Here is a 17,746-nt window from a genome sequence, read left to right on the forward strand (position 1 = left end):
TCACAGCCACTTGGCGGACAGCCCCTGGAGCAGGCCGGCGATCCGTATGCGTGCCGCGCTCGCCGGGTCGAGTCCGAGGATCGAATCGTCGAGCTTGTTGAGCTCCTCGAGGACGAGGATGGCCGCCGCGGCGTCGTCGGGCAGCATCTCCTCCCGCAGGTGACCGGCGAGGGCCAGTGCCGTGGGGTGCTCGAAGACCAGGCTGGCGGACAGGCTGAGCTGGGTCTCCTGAGCCAGCTGGTTGCGCAGTCGCACCGCCGCCACCGAGTCGAAGCCCATGTCCAGGAGCCCGCGGTCCGGGTCGACGAGCGTGCCGTCGGCGTGGCCGAGGACGATCGCGATCTGGTCGCGGACCAGCTCCAGCAGGACCTCTTCCTGCTCCTCCTCCGAGCAACCCGCCAGTCGCTGGACCAGGGAGACGGCGGCGTCCTGAGCCTCCGGTTCGGCGGCCCGGCGGATCTGCGCCGGCTGTGCCGGCCCGGTCGCGGGAGCGTCCTGCGAGCCGGCGACCGCGGTGGCGTCGTCGGCCAGCTCCGCACCGGCGTCGCCGGACGCGGTCACGGCCGCCCGGTCCAGCAGTTCCTCCGGTGCCGCCCGCAGTTCCAGCGAGGCCACCGACAGCACCGGCGCACCCGTGCCGTCCGCCGCCCGCAGCGAGACCGCGTCGGGACCGGCGGGGGACAGGGCGACCCGCAGCCTGGAGGCGCCGACCGCGTGCAGGCCGACCCCCGTCCAGGCGGACGGAAGGTACGTCGCCCGCGCGTCGCCGACGAATCCCGCCAGTACCTCCTGGGCCAACGCCGCTTCCAGCAGGGCCGGATGAACGGCCCAGCGCCCGGCGTCCGGAACCGCCGTCCCCGGCACCGCGGCCGACAGCGCGATGTCGAGGAAGACCTCGTCACCGCGGCGCCATGCCGGGACCCCGGCATCCTCCAGCGGCCACGCGCCGGCGGGCGGCCACGCCTCCGCGGCCTCCGGCTCCTGAGGAGCGCCCACGCACAGCACGGCCGTGGCATGACGCACCCAGTTCCGGTCGAGCCCGTCACGGCCGTGACGGCCCGCGTCACGACGGCAGAACACCGTCACCTCACGACGACCCGACCCGTCCGCACCGCCGACCGAGACCTGCACCTGGACACCGCCCCTTTCGGGGAGGACCAGCGGCTCGTGCGCGGTGAGTTCCTCCACCACGTGGCAGCCGAACTGGAGCCCGGCCTGGAGCACCAGCTCCACGAAGCCGGTCGCCGGGAACAGGGCCGCCCCCGAATCCGGCTGCCCGGCCGGCCAGGAGCCCGAGTCCGCGGCGATGACTCCGGTGAGGAGCCCGCCGTCGGAACCGGGCAGCGGCACCATCGCGGAGACCAGCGGGTGGTCCAGCGCGCCCAAGCCGAAGTCGGCCGCCTCACCCGCCGTACGCGACGGCTCCAGCCAGAAGCGGGTCCGCTGGAAGGCGTAGGTCGGCAGCTCCACCCGACGGGCGCCGGGGAGGAGGGACGGCCAGTCCAGCGGCACGCCACGGACGTGCAGCTGGCCGAGCGCCGTGGTGACCGTGACCGTCTCGGACCGGTCGGCCCGCAGAGCGGGTACGAAGGCGGTGTCGGGGCCCGGGGCGCCCGCCTGCGCCAGCGCGGTCAGCGTCCCGTCCGGCCCGAGCTCCAGGAACGTCGCCGTGCCGAGCTCCCGCAGCCGCGCCAGCCCGTCCGAGAAACGCACGGCCTCGCGGACGTGGCGCACCCAGTACTCGGGCGTGCACAGCTCCTGGCCCGCCACCGTGCCGGTCACGTTCGACACCACCGGGATCCGCGGCGCACGGAAGGCGACGCCGCGGAGGGTCTCGCCGAACTCCGCCAGCATGTCGTCCATACGCGGCGAGTGGAACGCGTGGCTGACCCGCAGCCGTCGCGTCTTCGCGCCACGTCCGGCCAGCACACCGACGACGGCCTGGACGGCGTCCTCGTCACCGGAGACCACCACCGACTGCGGACCGTTCACGGCGGCGATCGCCACACGGTCGGTCAGCAGCGGCACCACGTCCTCCTCGGACGCGCCCACCGCCACCATCGCCCCGCCCTCGGGCAGGGCCCGCATCAGCCGGCCACGCGCCGCGACGATCTTCGCCGCGTCCGGCAGCGACCACACACCGGCCACGTACGCGGCGGCGAGCTCGCCGATCGAGTGCCCCAGCAGATAGTCGGGCTCGACGCCCCACGAGGACACCAGCCGGAACAGCGACACCTCGAGCGCGAACAACGCCGCCTGGGTGTAGGAGGTTTCGTGCAGGCTGTCCGTACCGTCGGTCACCACCTGGGTGAGCGGACGGTCCAGGTACGGGTCCAGCGCGGCACAGACCTCGTCCCACGCCCGGGCGAACACCGGGTACGCGGCGTACAACTCGCGCCCCATCCCCGCCCGCTGGGAACCCTGCCCCGTGAAGAGCACCGCCAGCCGGCCGGGCGCCGAGGAGTCCACGACCACACCCGGCGCGGGCTCGCCGGCGGCCAGCGCCGCCAGCCCGCGCAGCAGCTCGTCGCGGTCGGAACCGACCACGGCCGCACGGTGCGAGAGCACCGAGCGCGTGGCCGCGAGCGACCAGCCCACGTCGGACGGCCGCAGCTCCGCGCCCTCGTCCCCCGCCAGGAAGGACCGCAGCTGCTCGGCCTGGGCGCGCAGACCGCGCTCGCCCTGGCCGGAGAGCACCCACGGCACCACCGCCGGTTCGGCCCGCTCAGGCTCCGCCCCGGACCCGGACTCCGCCGGGAACGCCGGCCGCTGCTCGAGGATCACATGCGCGTTGGTGCCGCTCACGCCGAACGACGAGACACCGGCCCGCCGGGCACGCATGACCTCCGGCCACACGGTCTGCTCGGTCAGCAGTTCCACCGCACCGGCCGACCAGTCCACGAAGGACGACGGCTCGTCCACGTGCAGCGTCTGCGGCAGCACACCGTGCCGCATCGCCATCACCATCTTGATCACACCAGCCACACCGGCCGCGGCCTGGGTGTGCCCGAGGTTGGACTTCACCGAACCCAGCAGCAGAGGGTGTTCCCGGTCCCGGCCGTACGTCGCCAGAATCGCCTGCGCCTCGATCGGGTCACCCAGCTTCGTGCCCGTACCGTGCGCCTCGACCGCGTCGACGTCCGACGCGGACAGACCCGCGTCCGCGAGGGCGGCCCGGATCACCCGCTGCTGGGACGGCCCGTTCGGGGCGGTCAGGCCGTTCGAGGCACCGTCCTGGTTGACGGCGGAGCCACGTACGACCGCCAGCACCCGGTGCCCGTTGCGCTCGGCCTCCGACAGCCGCTCCACGAGCAGCATGCCGACGCCCTCACTCCACCCGGTGCCGTCCGCCGCGTCGGCGAACGCCTTGCACCGGCCGTCCGTGGCAAGCCCGCGCTGGCGGGAGAACTCGACGAAGATGCCGGGCGTGGCCATCACCGTCACACCGCCGGCCAGGGCCAGCGAGCACTCGCCCGACCGCAGCGCCTGCACCGCCAGGTGCAGGGCCACCAGCGACGACGAACACGCCGTGTCCACCGTCACCGCCGGCCCCTCGAGCCCGAAGCTGTACGAGAGCCGGCCGGAGAGCACGCTCCCCGCGCCACCGGTCAGGAAGTACCCCTCGGAGCCCTCCGCCGCCGCCTGGTCGGCGCCCATGCCGTAACCCAGCGAAGCACCGCCGACGAAGACACCCGTCCGGCTCCCCTTCAACGACGCGGCCGGAATGCCCGCCCGCTCGAACGCCTCCCAGGCCGTCTCCAGCAACAACCGCTGCTGGGGATCCATCGCCAGCGCCTCACGGGGGGAGATCCCGAAGAAGTCGGCGTCGAACTCGTCCGCGTCGTAGACGAAGCCACCCTCACGGACGTACGACGTGCCGGACTCGTCGGCATCGTCGCTGAACAGGCCGTCCAGATCCCAGCCGCGGTCCGACGGCAGGCCGGACACCGCGTCCCGGCCCGCGCCGAGCAGCTCCCACAGCTCCTCCGGCGAGGTCACCCCGCCCGGGAAGCGGCAGCTCATGCCCACGATCACGATCGGATCGTCATCGGCCCCCGCCACAGCCGGAGCGGCGTCGAGCCGCTCCGGCACCGCCGCCCCGCCGACCAGCTCCGTGCGGAGATGGCCCGCCAGCACCAACGGCGTCGGGTAGTCGAAGATCGTGGTGGCCGGCAGCCGCACACCGGTCGCGGCGCCCAGCCTGTTGCGCAGCTCGACGGCGATCAGCGAATCGAAGCCGATCTCCCCGAACGTGCGCCCCGCGTCGACAGCCGCCGGCGAACTGTGCCCGAGAACCGTCGCGACCTGCGTACGCACCAGATCCAGGACGAACTGCTCCTGCTCGGCCACCGGCATGCCCGCCAACCGCGAGCGCAGGGACGACTCGCCCTCGGCCCCGCCACCGCTCGCACGGCGCAGCGGAGTACGGACCAGGCCGCGGAAGAGCGCCGGAAGCGCACCCGCGTCCGCCTGCTCCTGCAAGGCGGCGGTGTCCAGCGGCGTGGCGAGGACGACCGCCTCCGAGGCCGTCCGCGCGAGGTCGAGGAGCCGGAGCCCCTGCTCCGTGGAGAGGGCCGAAGCACCGGACCGCGCCATCCTGCCGAGGTCCTGCTCCGAGAGATGAGCGGTCATGCCGCTGCGCTCGGCCCACAGACCCCACGCCACCGACACACCGGGCAGCCCCGACGCCCTGCGGTGGGCCGCCAGCGCGTCCAGATAGCCGTTCGCCGCGGCGAAAGCCCCCTGACCCGGGCTGCCCAGCACACCCGCGGACGACGAGAACACCACGAATTCGGCCAGGTCACGGTCCCGCGTCAGCTCATGCAGATGCCACGCGGCATCCACCTTCGGCCGCAGCACCTTCCGCACCTGCTCCGGGCTCAGCGACTCGATCACCGCGTCATCGAGCACACCCGCGGTGTGGACGACCATCCGCAGCTCCGGAAGGCCGCCCAGCAGCCCCGCCAGCGCCTCACGATCGGCCACATCACAGGCCACCACCCGTACGGCGGCACCCAGCTCACGCAACCGCTCCGACACCTCACCGGCACCAGGAGCGGCCTCGCCGCGACGACCGGCCAGGACCACGTCCCGCACACCGTGCCGCTCGACCAGATGCCGGGCCACCAGAGAGCCCAGCGCCCCCGTGCCACCGGTGATCAGCACCGTGCCCCGCTCACCCAACGGCCCGGGAACGGCTGCCGCCTGCCCGACGACGCCGACCAACTGCGGGGCCAGGGCACGACCCTGCCGCAGCGCGAGCTGTACGTGCCCCGCGCCAGCCAGCACGGCGGGCAGCGCCGCCATGGAGTCCGGGTGCCCGTCGTGATCGACGAGCGCGAACCGGTCGGGGTGCTCGTTCTGCGCGCTGCGCAGCAGACCCCACACGGCAGCGGCGCCCAGGTCCGTCACATCCTCGCCCGGAACGGCCGACACCGCGCCGCGGGTGAGCACGACCAGGCGCGAAGCGGCGCACCGCTCGTCGGACAGCCACTGCTGCACCGCCGCCAGCACCCGGCACACCACCATGGAGACCGGCTCGCCCTCCGACGCGCACGACAGCACCACGACCTCGGGCACCGGCACGTCGTCCGGACCGACATCCTCGAACCCGGCGACGGGCGCGGACGTGTCCTCCGACACGGAGACCTCGCTCCAGTCCACCCGGAACAGCGCCTCCTGCGCCACCCCACGGGTGTCCTCGATCCGCTCCTCGGACAGCGCCCCGAGCGACAGCGACGCCACCGACAGCACCGGTGCGCCCGTCACATCGGCCACCTCGACCGACACCGCGTCCGTACCGGCGGGCGACAGCGCGACCCTGACGGCCGACGCACCCACCGCGTGCAGGGACACACCGGTCCACGACAGCGGCTGATGCCCCTGCCCGCTGTCGGACACGAACCGGCCGAGGCCCACCGCGTGCAGGGCGGCGTCGAGCAGGGCCGGATGCGCGCCGCACAGCGCCGCATCACCGTGCGCCTCCGGCGCCAGAGCCACCTCGGCGAACACCTCGTCGCCGCGGACCCAGGCCGCGCGCAGCCCCTGGAACACGGGGCCGTAGACCAGCCCGCGCTCCGCCAACGCCCCGTACGTCTCCGAGACGTCGAGCCGTCGTGCGCCCTCCGGCGGCCAGACCGCCAGGCGCTCCGCCACCGGCTCGCCCTCAGCGGCCGCCGCCAGAGTGCCGGAGGCGTGCAACAGCCACTCTCCGGCGCGGCAGGAATGGACCGTCACCGAGCGGCGCTGCCGCCCGTCCGCCGCACCGACCGCGACCTGGATCCGGACGCCGTCCCGATCCGGGACCACGAGCGGAGCGTGCTGGTCCAGCCCCTCCAGCACGGTCAGGCCGAACTGCCTGCCGGCTTGCAGGGCAAGGTCGACGAAGCCCGTGCCGGGGAAGACCACCGTGCCGAGCACCGCATGGTCCGCCAGCCAAGGCTGCCCGTCCAGGGAAAGCAGGCCGGTCAGCACACTGCCGTCGGAATCGGGCAGGGCCAGCACCGCGCCCAGGAGCGGGTGCTCCACGCCACCGAGCCCCAGCCCGGCCGCCTCCGCCACGGGCCGTGCCGGCTCCAGCCAGTAGCGCTCGTGCTCGAAGGCGTAGGTCGGCAGCACGACACGGCGTGCACCGGTCCCGGCGAACACCTGCTGCCAGTCCACCTCGACACCCCGGGCGTGGACCTCCCCGAGCGACGCGAAGAAGCGGTCGAGTCCGCCGTGGTCGCGGCGGAGGGAGCCAGTGACCACAGCGCTGATGTCCTTGGCATCGGCGGTGTCGTGGATGCCTACGGTCAGGACGGGGTGGGGGCTCGTTTCGATGAAGACGGTGTGGCCGAGGGTGAGCAGGTTGTCGATGGTGTTCTGGAATTCGACGGTGTGGCGGAGGTTGCGGTACCAGTAGGCCGCGTCGAGTTCGGCGGTGTCGGTGAGCTGGCTCGTGACGGTCGAGTAGAAGGGGATGTTGCCCGTGCGGGGTGCGACGGGTGCGAGTGCTTCCGCGAGTTCGGCTTCGATGCGTTCGACGTGGGTGGAGTGGGAGGCGTAGTCGACGGGGATGCGCTTGGCCTGCGGGAACTCGGCCAGGATGGCGTCGAGGATGTCGTTGTCGCCCGAGACGACCGTTGAGGCCGGTCCGTTGACGGCTGCGATGGACAGTCCGTCACGGTCGCGGAGCTGGTCGGCGGGAAGCGGTACGGAGACCATGCCGCCCTGACCCGACAGTGCGAGCAGGGCCTTGCTGCGGAGGGCGACGACCCGGGCGCCGTCCTCCAGGGACAGGCCGCCTGCGACACACGCCGCTGCGATTTCGCCCTGGCTGTGGCCGACGACCGCTGCCGGTGTGACGCCGTACGAGCGCCAGAGTTCGGCGAGGGAGACCATGACGGCCCACAGCACCGGCTGCACCACATCGACTCGACGCAGCGCCTCTTCATCGGCGAGGACGTCGAACAGCGACCAGTCGACAAAGGCGCCGAGCGCCTCGGCGCACTCCCGCATCTGCTCCGCGAACACCGGAGCCGAGTCGATGAGTTCCAGCGCCATCCCGGTCCACTGCGAACCCTGTCCGGGGAAGACGAACACGGTTTTGCGACCGGATTCGGCGGCGCCGCCGCTCTCCAGCATGTCGAGGCCGCGCAGGAGTTCGTCCCGGTCCGTGCCCACGACCACCGCGCGGTGCGAGAGCATCGCCCGTGTCGAGGTCAGCGACCAGCCGACGTCCACCGGGTCCAGCTCCGGGCTGCTCTCCACGAACGACTTCAAGCGGTCGGCCTGTGCCCGCAGGCTGTTCTCGCCGGCAGCGGACAGCACCCAGGGAACGACCGGCAGCTCAACCCGGTCCGCCTCGGGCTCCGTCACAGCCGACGGCTGCTCCAGAACCACGTGGGCATTGGTGCCGCTCACGCCGAACGAGGAGACACCGGCACGTCGCGGACGATCCGTCTCCGGCCACTCCGCCTGCTTCGTCAGCAGTTCGACCGCGCCTGCGGCCCAGTCGACGTGCGGGGTGGGCTCGTCGACGTGGAGGGTCTCGGGCAGTACGCCGTGCTGCATCGCCAGCACCATCTTGATGACGCCGGCGACGCCGGCTGCGGCCTGGGTGTGGCCGAGGTTCGACTTCACCGAGCCGAGCAGCAGGGGCTGTTCCCGGTCCTGGCCGTACGTGGCCAGGAGCGCCTGGGCCTCGATCGGGTCGCCCAGCGTCGTACCCGTGCCGTGCGCCTCCACGGCGTCGACATCAGCCGCCACCAGACCCGCGCTCGCCAATGCGGCACGGATGACTCGCTGCTGGGACGGACCGTTGGGGGCCGTCAGACCGTTCGACGCGCCGTCCTGATTGACGGCGGAACCCCGGACCACGGCCAGCACCCGGTGGCCGTTGCGTTCGGCGTCCGACAGGCGCTCGACGAGGAGCATGCCGACGCCTTCGGAGAATCCGGTGCCGTCAGCGGCTCCGGCGAAGGCCTTGCAACGGCCGTCGGTGGCCAGTCCCCGCTGACGGGAGAACTCCACGAAGAGCCCCGGCGTCGCCATGACCGTCACACCACCGGCGAGCGCCAGCGAGCACTCGCCCGTCCGCAGCGCCTGCACCGCCAGGTGCAGGGCGACGAGCGACGACGAACATGCCGTGTCCACCGTCAACGCCGGGCCCTCCAGGCCGAGCACGTAGGCGATGCGACCGGACATGACCGAAGCCGAGTTGCCCGTACCGACGTGGCCGCCGAGTTCCTGCGGCTGATCGCCGCTGAACAGGCTCACGTAGTCCTGGCCGTTCGTGCCGGCGAAGACGCCCGTCGCGCTGCCGCGCAGCGAGTGGGGGTCGATGCCCGCGTGTTCGAACGCCTCCCAGGACGCCTCCAGCAGCAGCCGCTGCTGGGGATCCATCGCCATCGCCTCGCGCGGGGAGATGCCGAAGAATCCCGCGTCGAATTCGGTGGCGTTGTCGAGGAAGCCGCCTACGCGGGTGTAGGAGGTGCCTTGGTGGTCGGCATCGTCGCTGAACAGGCCGTCCAGGTCCCAGCCGCGGTCCTCGGGGAATGCGGACATGGCGTCAGCGCCGTCGGCGAGGAAGCGCCACAGCTGTTCGGGGGAGTCGACTCCGCCGGGGAAGCGGCAGCTCATGCCGACGATCACGATCGGGTCGTCGTCCACCGGCTGCCCGGCCGGTTCGCTCCGTACGGGCTCCGCCGCCGCGGCGCCGAACAGCTCGGTCCGGACGTACCGGGCCAGCGCGATCGGGGTCGGGTAGTCGAACACGGTGGTCGCCGGCAGCCGGAGGCCGCTCGCGGCGCCCAGCCGGTTGCGGAACTCCACCGCCATGACCGAGTCGAAGCCGAGGTCCATGAACGCACGGTCGGTCGGTACGGCCTCCGGTGAGGAGTGTCCGAGGACCACGGCCATGTGCCGGCGGACGAGATCGAGGAGCGACTCCTCCTGCTCGGCCTTGTCGAGGCCCGCCAGACGGTCGGCCAGCGCGGACACGCCGCCGGCCTCCGCATCGCCGCCGACCGTCCCCGCTCCCGCCTCGGCCAGCTGCCGTACTTCGGGCAGGTCGGTGAGGAGGGGGCTGGGGCGGGTCGCGGTGAAGGCGACGTAGTGCCGTTCCCAGTCGATGTCGGCGACCGTGACGACCGCGTCGCCCTGCTCGATGGCGACGCGCAGGGACGCGACGGCCAGCTCCGGGTCGAGGGCCGGCACACCGTGCCGCCTGGCCACTTCGCCGGCTTCCGTTTCTCCCATGCCGCCGCCGGCCCACAGGCCCCAGGCCACCGAGGTGGCCACGAGCCCCTGCGCCCGGCGGTATTCCGCGAGCGCGTCCACGAACGCGTTGCCCGGCGCGTAATTGCCCTGACCCGGCGTACCGGCCGTTCCCGCCATGGACGAGAACAGCACGAAGGCGGACAGGTCCATGTCGCGCGTCAGCTCATGGAGATTGACGGCGCCGTCGGCCTTGACGCGCAGCACGCGGTGCAGCTGCTCGGTGGTGAGCGAGTCGACGGTGGCGTCGTCCAGCTGGGCAGCGGTGTGGACGACTGCTGTCAGCTGGCCGATCTCGCGGATGAGGGCGGCGAGCTGGTCGCGGTCGGCGACGTCGCAGACGGCGACGGTCACCTTGGTGCCGGCCGCCTCGAGCTCTGCGGCGAGCTCGGGCGCGCCCGGCGCGGCCATGCCCCGGCGGCTGGTCAGTACGAGGTGCTCGGCACCCTGATCCGCCAGCCATCGCGCGACGTGGCCACCGAGCGCTCCGGTGCCGCCGGTGACGAGCACGGTTCCGCCGGGCTGCCAGGCAGGCACCTCGGTGCTGAGCGCGGGTGCGTGGACGAGCCTGCGCCCGAACGCGCCCGCCGCCCGGATCGCGACCTGGTCCTCACCCGTCACACCCGACAGCACCCGGGCCAGGCAGTCCTGTGCCCGTGGGGTGACCCCCTCCGGCAGGTCGATCAAGCCGCCCCAGTGCAAGGGCTGTTCGAGGGCGATGACCCGGCCGAGACCCCACACCAGAGCCTGCGGCATCCCGCTGATGACGTCGTGGAGCCCGGTCGACATCGCCTGCCGGGTCACGCTCCACAGCGGAGCACCCACTCCGGCATCGCCCATGGCCTGCGACAGCAGCACTGTCCACGCGTAACCGACGGGCACGGACGCAAAGGCCGGATGCGGTCGCTGGTCAAGGGCGACCAGCGACACCACGCCGACGGCGTCCGCCGACTCCCGCAGGCGCTCGGCCAGCGCGGCGCGGTCCAGCTCGGGTTCGGCGAGGACGAGCAGCGACGGCTCGGCACCGTGGCCGGCCAGTGCCTCGGTCACACCCGTGACCCACGCGTGCTCGACGTCGGCCTCGGAGACCACGACCAGCCACGAACCCGACAGGGCTACGGGCTGGTTGCCGGTCAGCGGCTTCCACTCGGCGTGGTAGCGGAGCGACTCGAGCGCGGTCCGCTCCTGCCGCTGCCGGCGCCAGGCCGACAGGGCCGGCAGCAGGTCGCCCAGCTGCTCGCCGTCGAGCCCGAGGGCCGTCGCCAGTGACCCGACGTCCTCCCGCTCGACCGCCGCCCAGAACTCGCCGTCCGCTTCCGCCACCGGTGCGACGGCCGTCGCGGTCCGCTCGATCCAGAAACGTTCCCGCTGGAACGGATACGTCGGCAGATCGACGCGCTGCGCGCCGGCTCCGGCGAAGACGGCGTGCCAGTCCGCTTCGACGCCGAAAGCCGAGAGCTCGGCCAGCGAGGTCAGGAACCGCCGGGCACCCCCTTCACCGCGCCGCAGGGAGCCGGCCGCCAGGACGCCGATGCCGGCCGCGTCGGCGGTGTCCTGCACCCCGGCCGCCAGGACCGGATGCGGGCTCGCCTCGACGAACGCGGTGTGGCCGAGGGCGAGCAGGCTCTCGATGGTGCTCTGGAACTCGACGGTGTGGCGGAGGTTGCGGTACCAGTAGGCCGCGTTCAGCTCAGCTGTGTCGGTGAGTTGGCTCGTGACGGTTGAGTAGAAGGGGATGTTGCCCGTGCGGGGTGCGACGGGTGCGAGTGCTTGCGCTAGTTCGTCTTCGATGCGTTCCACGTGGGTGGAGTGGGAGGCGTAGTCGACGGGGATGCGCTTGGCCTGCGGGAACTCGGCCAGGATCGTGTCGAGGACGTCGTTGTCGCCCGATACGACGGTCGATGCGGGGCCGTTGACGGCTGCGATGGACAGTCCGTCCCGGCCGCGCAGCTGGTCGGCGGGCAGGGGTACGGAGACCATGCCGCCCTGACCCGACAGTGCCAGGAGGGCCTTGCTGCGGAGTGCGACGATCCTGGCGCCGTCCTCCAGCGACAGGCCGCCCGCGACACACGCCGCCGCGATCTCGCCCTGGCTGTGACCGACGACCGCTGCCGGTGTGATGCCGTACGAGCGCCAGAGCTCGGCGAGCGAGACCATGACGGCCCACAGCACCGGCTGCACCACGTCGACTCGACGCAGGGCGTCTTCATCCGACAGCACATCGAACAGCGACCAGTCGACGAACGCGCTCAGCGCGGCAGCGCACTCCCGCATCCGCTCGGCGAACACCGGAGCCGAGTCGATCAGCTCCAGCGCCATCCCGGTCCACTGCGAACCCTGCCCCGGGAAGACGAACACCGCTCCGGACGACGGACCGGCGATGCCGGTCACCACGCCCTGCGCCGCTTCCCCGAGCGCCACCGCGTCCAACGCGCGCAGCAACTCATCGCGGTCAGCGCCCATGACCACCGCGCGATGCGGCAGCAGCGTCCGGGTCGAGACCAGGGACCAGCCCACGTCCACGGGGTCGAGCTCCGGCAGCCGGTCCACCTGGGACCGCAGCCGCTCGGCCTGCGCACGCAGCGCGTCCTCGCCCTGACCGGACAGCACCCACGGAACCACGGGCAGGCCGACCTTGTCCGTTCCGGGTTCGGCCGCCGCCGACGCCTGCTCCAGGACCACGTGGGCGTTGGTGCCGCTCACGCCGAAGGACGACACACCCGCACGCCGCGGAGCACCCGTGTCGGGCCAGTCGGTCTGCTCGGTGAGCAGCTCCACAGCACCGATGGACCAGTCGACGTGCGGGGTGGGCTCGTCGACGTGGAGGGTCTGGGGCAGCACTCCGTGCTGCATCGCCATGACCATCTTGATGACGCCGGCGACGCCGGACGCCGCCTGGGTGTGTCCGATGTTGGACTTCACCGAGCCGAGCAGCAGGGGCCGTTCCCGGTCCTGGCCGTACGTGGCCAGCAGTGCCTGGGCCTCGATGGGGTCGCCCAGCTTCGTGCCCGTACCGTGCGCCTCCACCGCGTCGACATCCGCGGTCGACAGCCCCGCGTTCGCCAGCGCCTGGCGGATGACCCGCTGCTGGGACGGCCCGTTCGGGGCGGTCAGGCCGTTCGAGGCGCCGTCCTGGTTGACGGCGGAGCCGCGTACGACGGCCAGGACCCGGTGCCCGTTGCGCTCGGCGTCCGACAGGCGCTCGACGAGCACCATGCCGACGCCTTCGCCCCAGCCCGTGCCGTCCGCAGCCGCGGCGAACGGCTTGCAGCGGCCGTCGGCCGCGAGCCCACGCTGGCGGGAGAACTCCACGAACGTGGCCGGCGTCGCCATCACGGTGACGCCGCCGGCGAGGGCCAGCGAGCACTCGCCGTTCCGCAGCGCCTGCACCGCCCAGTGCAGGGCGACGAGCGACGACGAGCACGCCGTGTCCACCGTCACCGCCGGGCCCTCGAGCCCGAAGGTGTAGGACAGCCGGCCGGAGACGACGCTGCCCGCGTTGCCGGTCAGAAGGTATCCCTCCGCCCCTTCCGGCAGTTCACCGTCCCCGCCGCCGTAGCCCTGCGACGACGCACCGACGAACACGCCCGTCCGGCTGCCCTTGAGCTCGGCAGTGGAGATACCTGCCCGTTCGAACGTCTCCCAGGCCGTTTCCAGCAGCAGTCGCTGCTGCGGGTCCATGGCCGTCGCCTCGCGCGGCGAGATCCCGAAGAAGCCCGCGTCGAAGTCGGCGGCGTCGTAGAGGAAGCCGCCCGCCCGCACGTACGACCGGCCCGAGCGCTCGGGGTCGGAGTCGTACACGCCCGCGAGATCCCAGCCGCGGTCGGTGGGGAACGGCGAGATGGCGTCCGCGCTCGCGTTCACGAGCTCCCAGAAGGCCTCGGGGGAGTCGGCCCCGCCGGGGAAGCGGCAGCCCATGCCGACGATCACGATCGGGTCGTCGTCCACCGCACGGGTGGCCATGGGCGCGAGGACCACCTCGGCGACGCCCAGGGCCTCCCGGCACACGTGCTCCGCCAGAGCGGTCGGGGTCGGGTAGTCGTAGATGACCGAAGCCGGCAGGGTCAGCTCGGTGGCCGCGCCGAGCCGGTTGCGCAGCTCCACCGCCATCAGCGAGTCGAAGCCCAGCTCCTGGAACGTCCGGTTCAAGTCGACCGCGGCCGACTGCGCATGGCCCAGCACCTCGGCGACCCGTGCCCGGATCAGCTCCGCGACGGACCGCTCCCGCTCCTCCGGGGGCAGCCCGGCCAGCCGGGCCGCGAAGGCACCGACCGGTGCGGTCCGTCCGGCCGGCGCGGCGGCGGCCGGCCCGGCCGCTTCCGACGCCTCGGCCATCAGCGCGCTCAGCAGCGGGCTCGGGCGCAGCGCGGTGAAGCGCGGGCCGAACCGTGCCCAGTCGACGTCGGCGACCACGAGGGCCGTCTCGTCGTCGGCCAGCGCCTGCCGCAGCGCCGCGACCGCGAGCTCCGGTGCCATGCCCGACACGCCACGCTCGACGAGGAACTCCTCGCCGCCCTCGGCCATGCCGCCGCCGGCCCACATGCCCCAGGCCACGGAGGTGGCCACCAGGCCGTTCGCGCGGCGACGATGCGCCAGTCCGTCCAGGAACGCGTTGGCCGCGGCGTAGGCGGACTGGTTGCCGCTGCCCCACACGCCGGCGATCGACGAGTACAGGACGAACGCGTCCAGGTCCCTCCCTCGCGTCAGCTCGTCGAGGATCTCCGCCCCGGCGACCTTCGACCGCACGCTCTCGGCGAACTCGGCCGGAGTCAGCCCGTCGACCGCACCCCAGCTCGGCACGCCCGCGGCGTGTACGACGACCCGGAGGTCGGGGAGCGTGTCGAGCAGTGCGGCGACCGTGTCGCGGTCGGCCACGTCACAGGCGGCGACCGTCACCCGGGTGCCCAGTGCCTCCAGTTCGGCGGCGAGCTCCGGGGCTCCCGGGGCGTCGGTGCCCCGGCGGCTGGTGAGCACGATGTGCTCGACGCCGGTGCCCGCCAGCCAGCGGGCGACATGGGCGCCCAACGCCCCCGTACCACCGGTGATCAACACGGTGCCCCGGCCGCGCCACTCGGCGGACCCGGACTCCGACCCGGACTCCGACCCGGACTCCGACCCGGACTCGGCTCCCGCCGATGCCGCCCGGGCCAGCCTGCAACTCCACACCTCGGTGTCGCGGATCGCGATCTGGTCCTCGCCGGTGGCGCCGGAGAGGACTCCCGCCAGCAACGCCCCGGCACGCTCGTCCAGCACCGCGGGCAGATCGATCAGACCACCCCAGCGATCGGGGTGCTCCAGGGCGACCACGCGGCCCAGACCCCACAGCCCGGTCCGGTGGGGATCCACCACGTCACCGTCGACGACGTGGACCGCGCCACGGGTGACGGACCACAGCGGTGCGTGGACCCCGGCCGCGCCGAGGGCCTGCACGAGCGCGACCGTCGCCTCGACCGTCAGCAACGACACCACACCCGCGACCGGAGCCGTATCCGGAAGGGCATCCGGGGACCCGGTCAGCTCCGCGACCGTCACCCCGCGCACGTCGGCCCCGGCCGCACTCAGCGCGGCGACCACGTCAATACCGGAGGACTCGCCTGATGCGTCACCCGGCTCGGTGACCACCCACCAGGTGCCGGACAGCCCGGGCTCGGCCTCCGCGGGAACGCCGGTGACCGGCGTCCACGTCAGCCGGTACCGCCACCGGTCGGGGTCCGGCAGCTGTCGGCCCGCCCGCAGCCAGTAGCGCTCGCGCTGGAAGGCGTACGTCGGCAGGTCCACCGGCCGGGCCCCCGCGAACACCGCCCGCCAGTCCACGTCGGTGCCCCGGACGAACAGCCCGCCCAGCGCCGTCATCAGCGTGGCCGCCTCCGGACGGCCGGGCCGCAGCGCCGGAACCCCGTCACCGTCGGCCAGCGACGACAGCGAGCCGTCGGGGCCGAGCTCCAGGAACGTCGCCGTACCCGACGCGCGCAGCGCGCCCAGCCCGTCGGCGAACCGTACGGTCCCGCGGACGTGCCGCACCCAGTACTCCGGCGAGCACAGTTCCTCCCCGGCCACCGCACCCGTGACGTTCGAGACCACGGGAATGCCGGGGGCACGGAACTCCACGCCCTGGAGCACGTCGCCGAACTCGGCCAGCATCGCGTCCATCCGCGGCGAATGGAACGCGTGGCTCACCCGCAGTCCGCGCGTCTTGACCCCGCGCAGCGTCATGGCGTCGGCGATGGACCGCACCGCGTCCTCGTCGCCGGACACCACGACCGACGACGGGCCGTTCACGGCGGCGATCGCCACCCGGTCGTCCAGCAGCGGCACGACGTCGGCCTCCGGCGCCGCGACGGACACCATCGCCCCGCCGGCCGGAAGCGCCTGCATCAGCCGGCCGCGCGCCGCGACCACCTTCGCCGCGTCCGCCAGCGACCACACGCCGGCCACGTGCGCGGCCGCCAGTTCGCCGATGGAGTGACCGAGCAGATAGTCGGGCTTGACGCCCCACGAGGACACCAGGCGGAACAACGCCACTTCGAGGGCGAACAGACCGGCCTGGGTGAAGGCCGTCTCGCCCAGGAGACCGGCGTCCTCGCCCCACACCACCTCGGCGAGCGGCCGGTCGAGATGCGCGTCGAGCTCCGCGCACACCTCGTCCCACGCCCGCGCGAACACCGGGAACGCGTCGTAGAGCTCCCGGCCCATACCCAGCCGCTGGGAACCCTGACCGGCGAACAGCACACCCAGTCCGCCGGTCACCGGAACACCGGCGACCAACGAATCCAGACCCCTGAGCAGCTCGTCGCGGTCCGCGCCCACGACCACCGCACGGTGCGACAGCGCCGCGCGCGTGGACGTCAACGACCAGGCCACGTCGGCCGGATCGAGGCCCGGGTCGCCCTCGACGAAGGACCGCAGCCGCTCGGCCTGCGCCCGCAGCGCGGCCTCGCCCTCACCCGAGAGCACCCACGGCACCACCGGCAGCTCGGCCCGCTCCACCGCGGGCCCGGCCGGCGCCTCCGGCGCCTGCTCCAGGACGACGTGGGCGTTGGTGCCGCTCACGCCGAACGCGGACACGCCGGCCCGCCGCGGCCTGTCGGCCGCGGGCCATTCCGCCTGCTCGGTGAGCAGCTCGACGGAACCGGTCGTCCAGTCGACGTGCGGGGTGGGTTCGTCGACGTGCAGGGTCTGGGGCAGTACGCCGTGCTGCATCGCCAGCACCATCTTGATGACGCCGGCGACACCGGCTGCGGCCTGGGTGTGGCCGAGGTTCGACTTCACCGAGCCGAGCAGCAGGGGCTGTTCCCGGTCCTGGCCGTAGGTTGCCAGGAGCGCCTGGGCCTCGATGGGGTCGCCCAGGGTCGTGCCCGTGCCGTGTGCCTCGACGGCGTCGACGTCAGCCGCCGCCAGACCCGCGTTGGCCAGTGCGGCACGGATGACGCGCTGCTGCGACGGACCGTTGGGGGCGGTGAGGCCGTTGGACGCGCCGTCCTGGTTGACGGCGGAGCCGCGTACGAGGGCGAGGACCCGGTGGCCGTTGCGTTCGGCGTCCGAGAGGCGCTCGACGAGGAGCATGCCGACGCCTTCGGAGAATCCGGTGCCGTCAGCGGCTCCGGCGAAGGCCTTGCAGCGGCCGTCGGTGGCCAGGCCGCGCTGGCGGGAGAACTCGACGAAGAGCCCCGGCGTCGCCATCACGGTGACACCGCCGGCGAGCGCGAGGGAGCACTCGCCGTTCCGCAGCGCCTGGACCGCCAGGTGCAGGGCGACGAGCGACGACGAGCACGCCGTGTCCACCGTCAGCGCCGGGCCCTCCAGCCCGAGCGCATAGGCGACCCGGCCGGACATCACCGAGGCCGAGTTGCCCGTACCGACATGCCCCGCGAACTCCTGGGGCTGGTCGCCGCTCAGCAGGCTGACGTAGTCCTGGCCGTTCGTGCCGGCGAAGACACCGGTCGAGCTGCCGCGCAGCGAGTACGGATCGATCCCGGCCCGCTCGAAG

General features: G+C 73.1%; 1 protein-coding gene (only partly in view). It reads right to left on the minus strand.

The annotated features are described in order from the left end of the window. Positions 1-17,746, minus strand: the 3' portion of a protein-coding gene (locus AB0G59_RS06410) for a type I polyketide synthase (protein WP_360908596.1). Its footprint extends 10,994 nt past the window's final position; the window shows 17,746 of its 28,740 coding nt (coding positions 10,995-28,740); its start codon lies off the right edge, out of view; the stop codon is at positions 1-3.

Origin of the sequence: Streptomyces sp. NPDC021096, from assembly GCF_040641275.1 — a bacterium.
Lineage (GTDB): Bacteria > Actinomycetota > Actinomycetes > Streptomycetales > Streptomycetaceae > Streptomyces.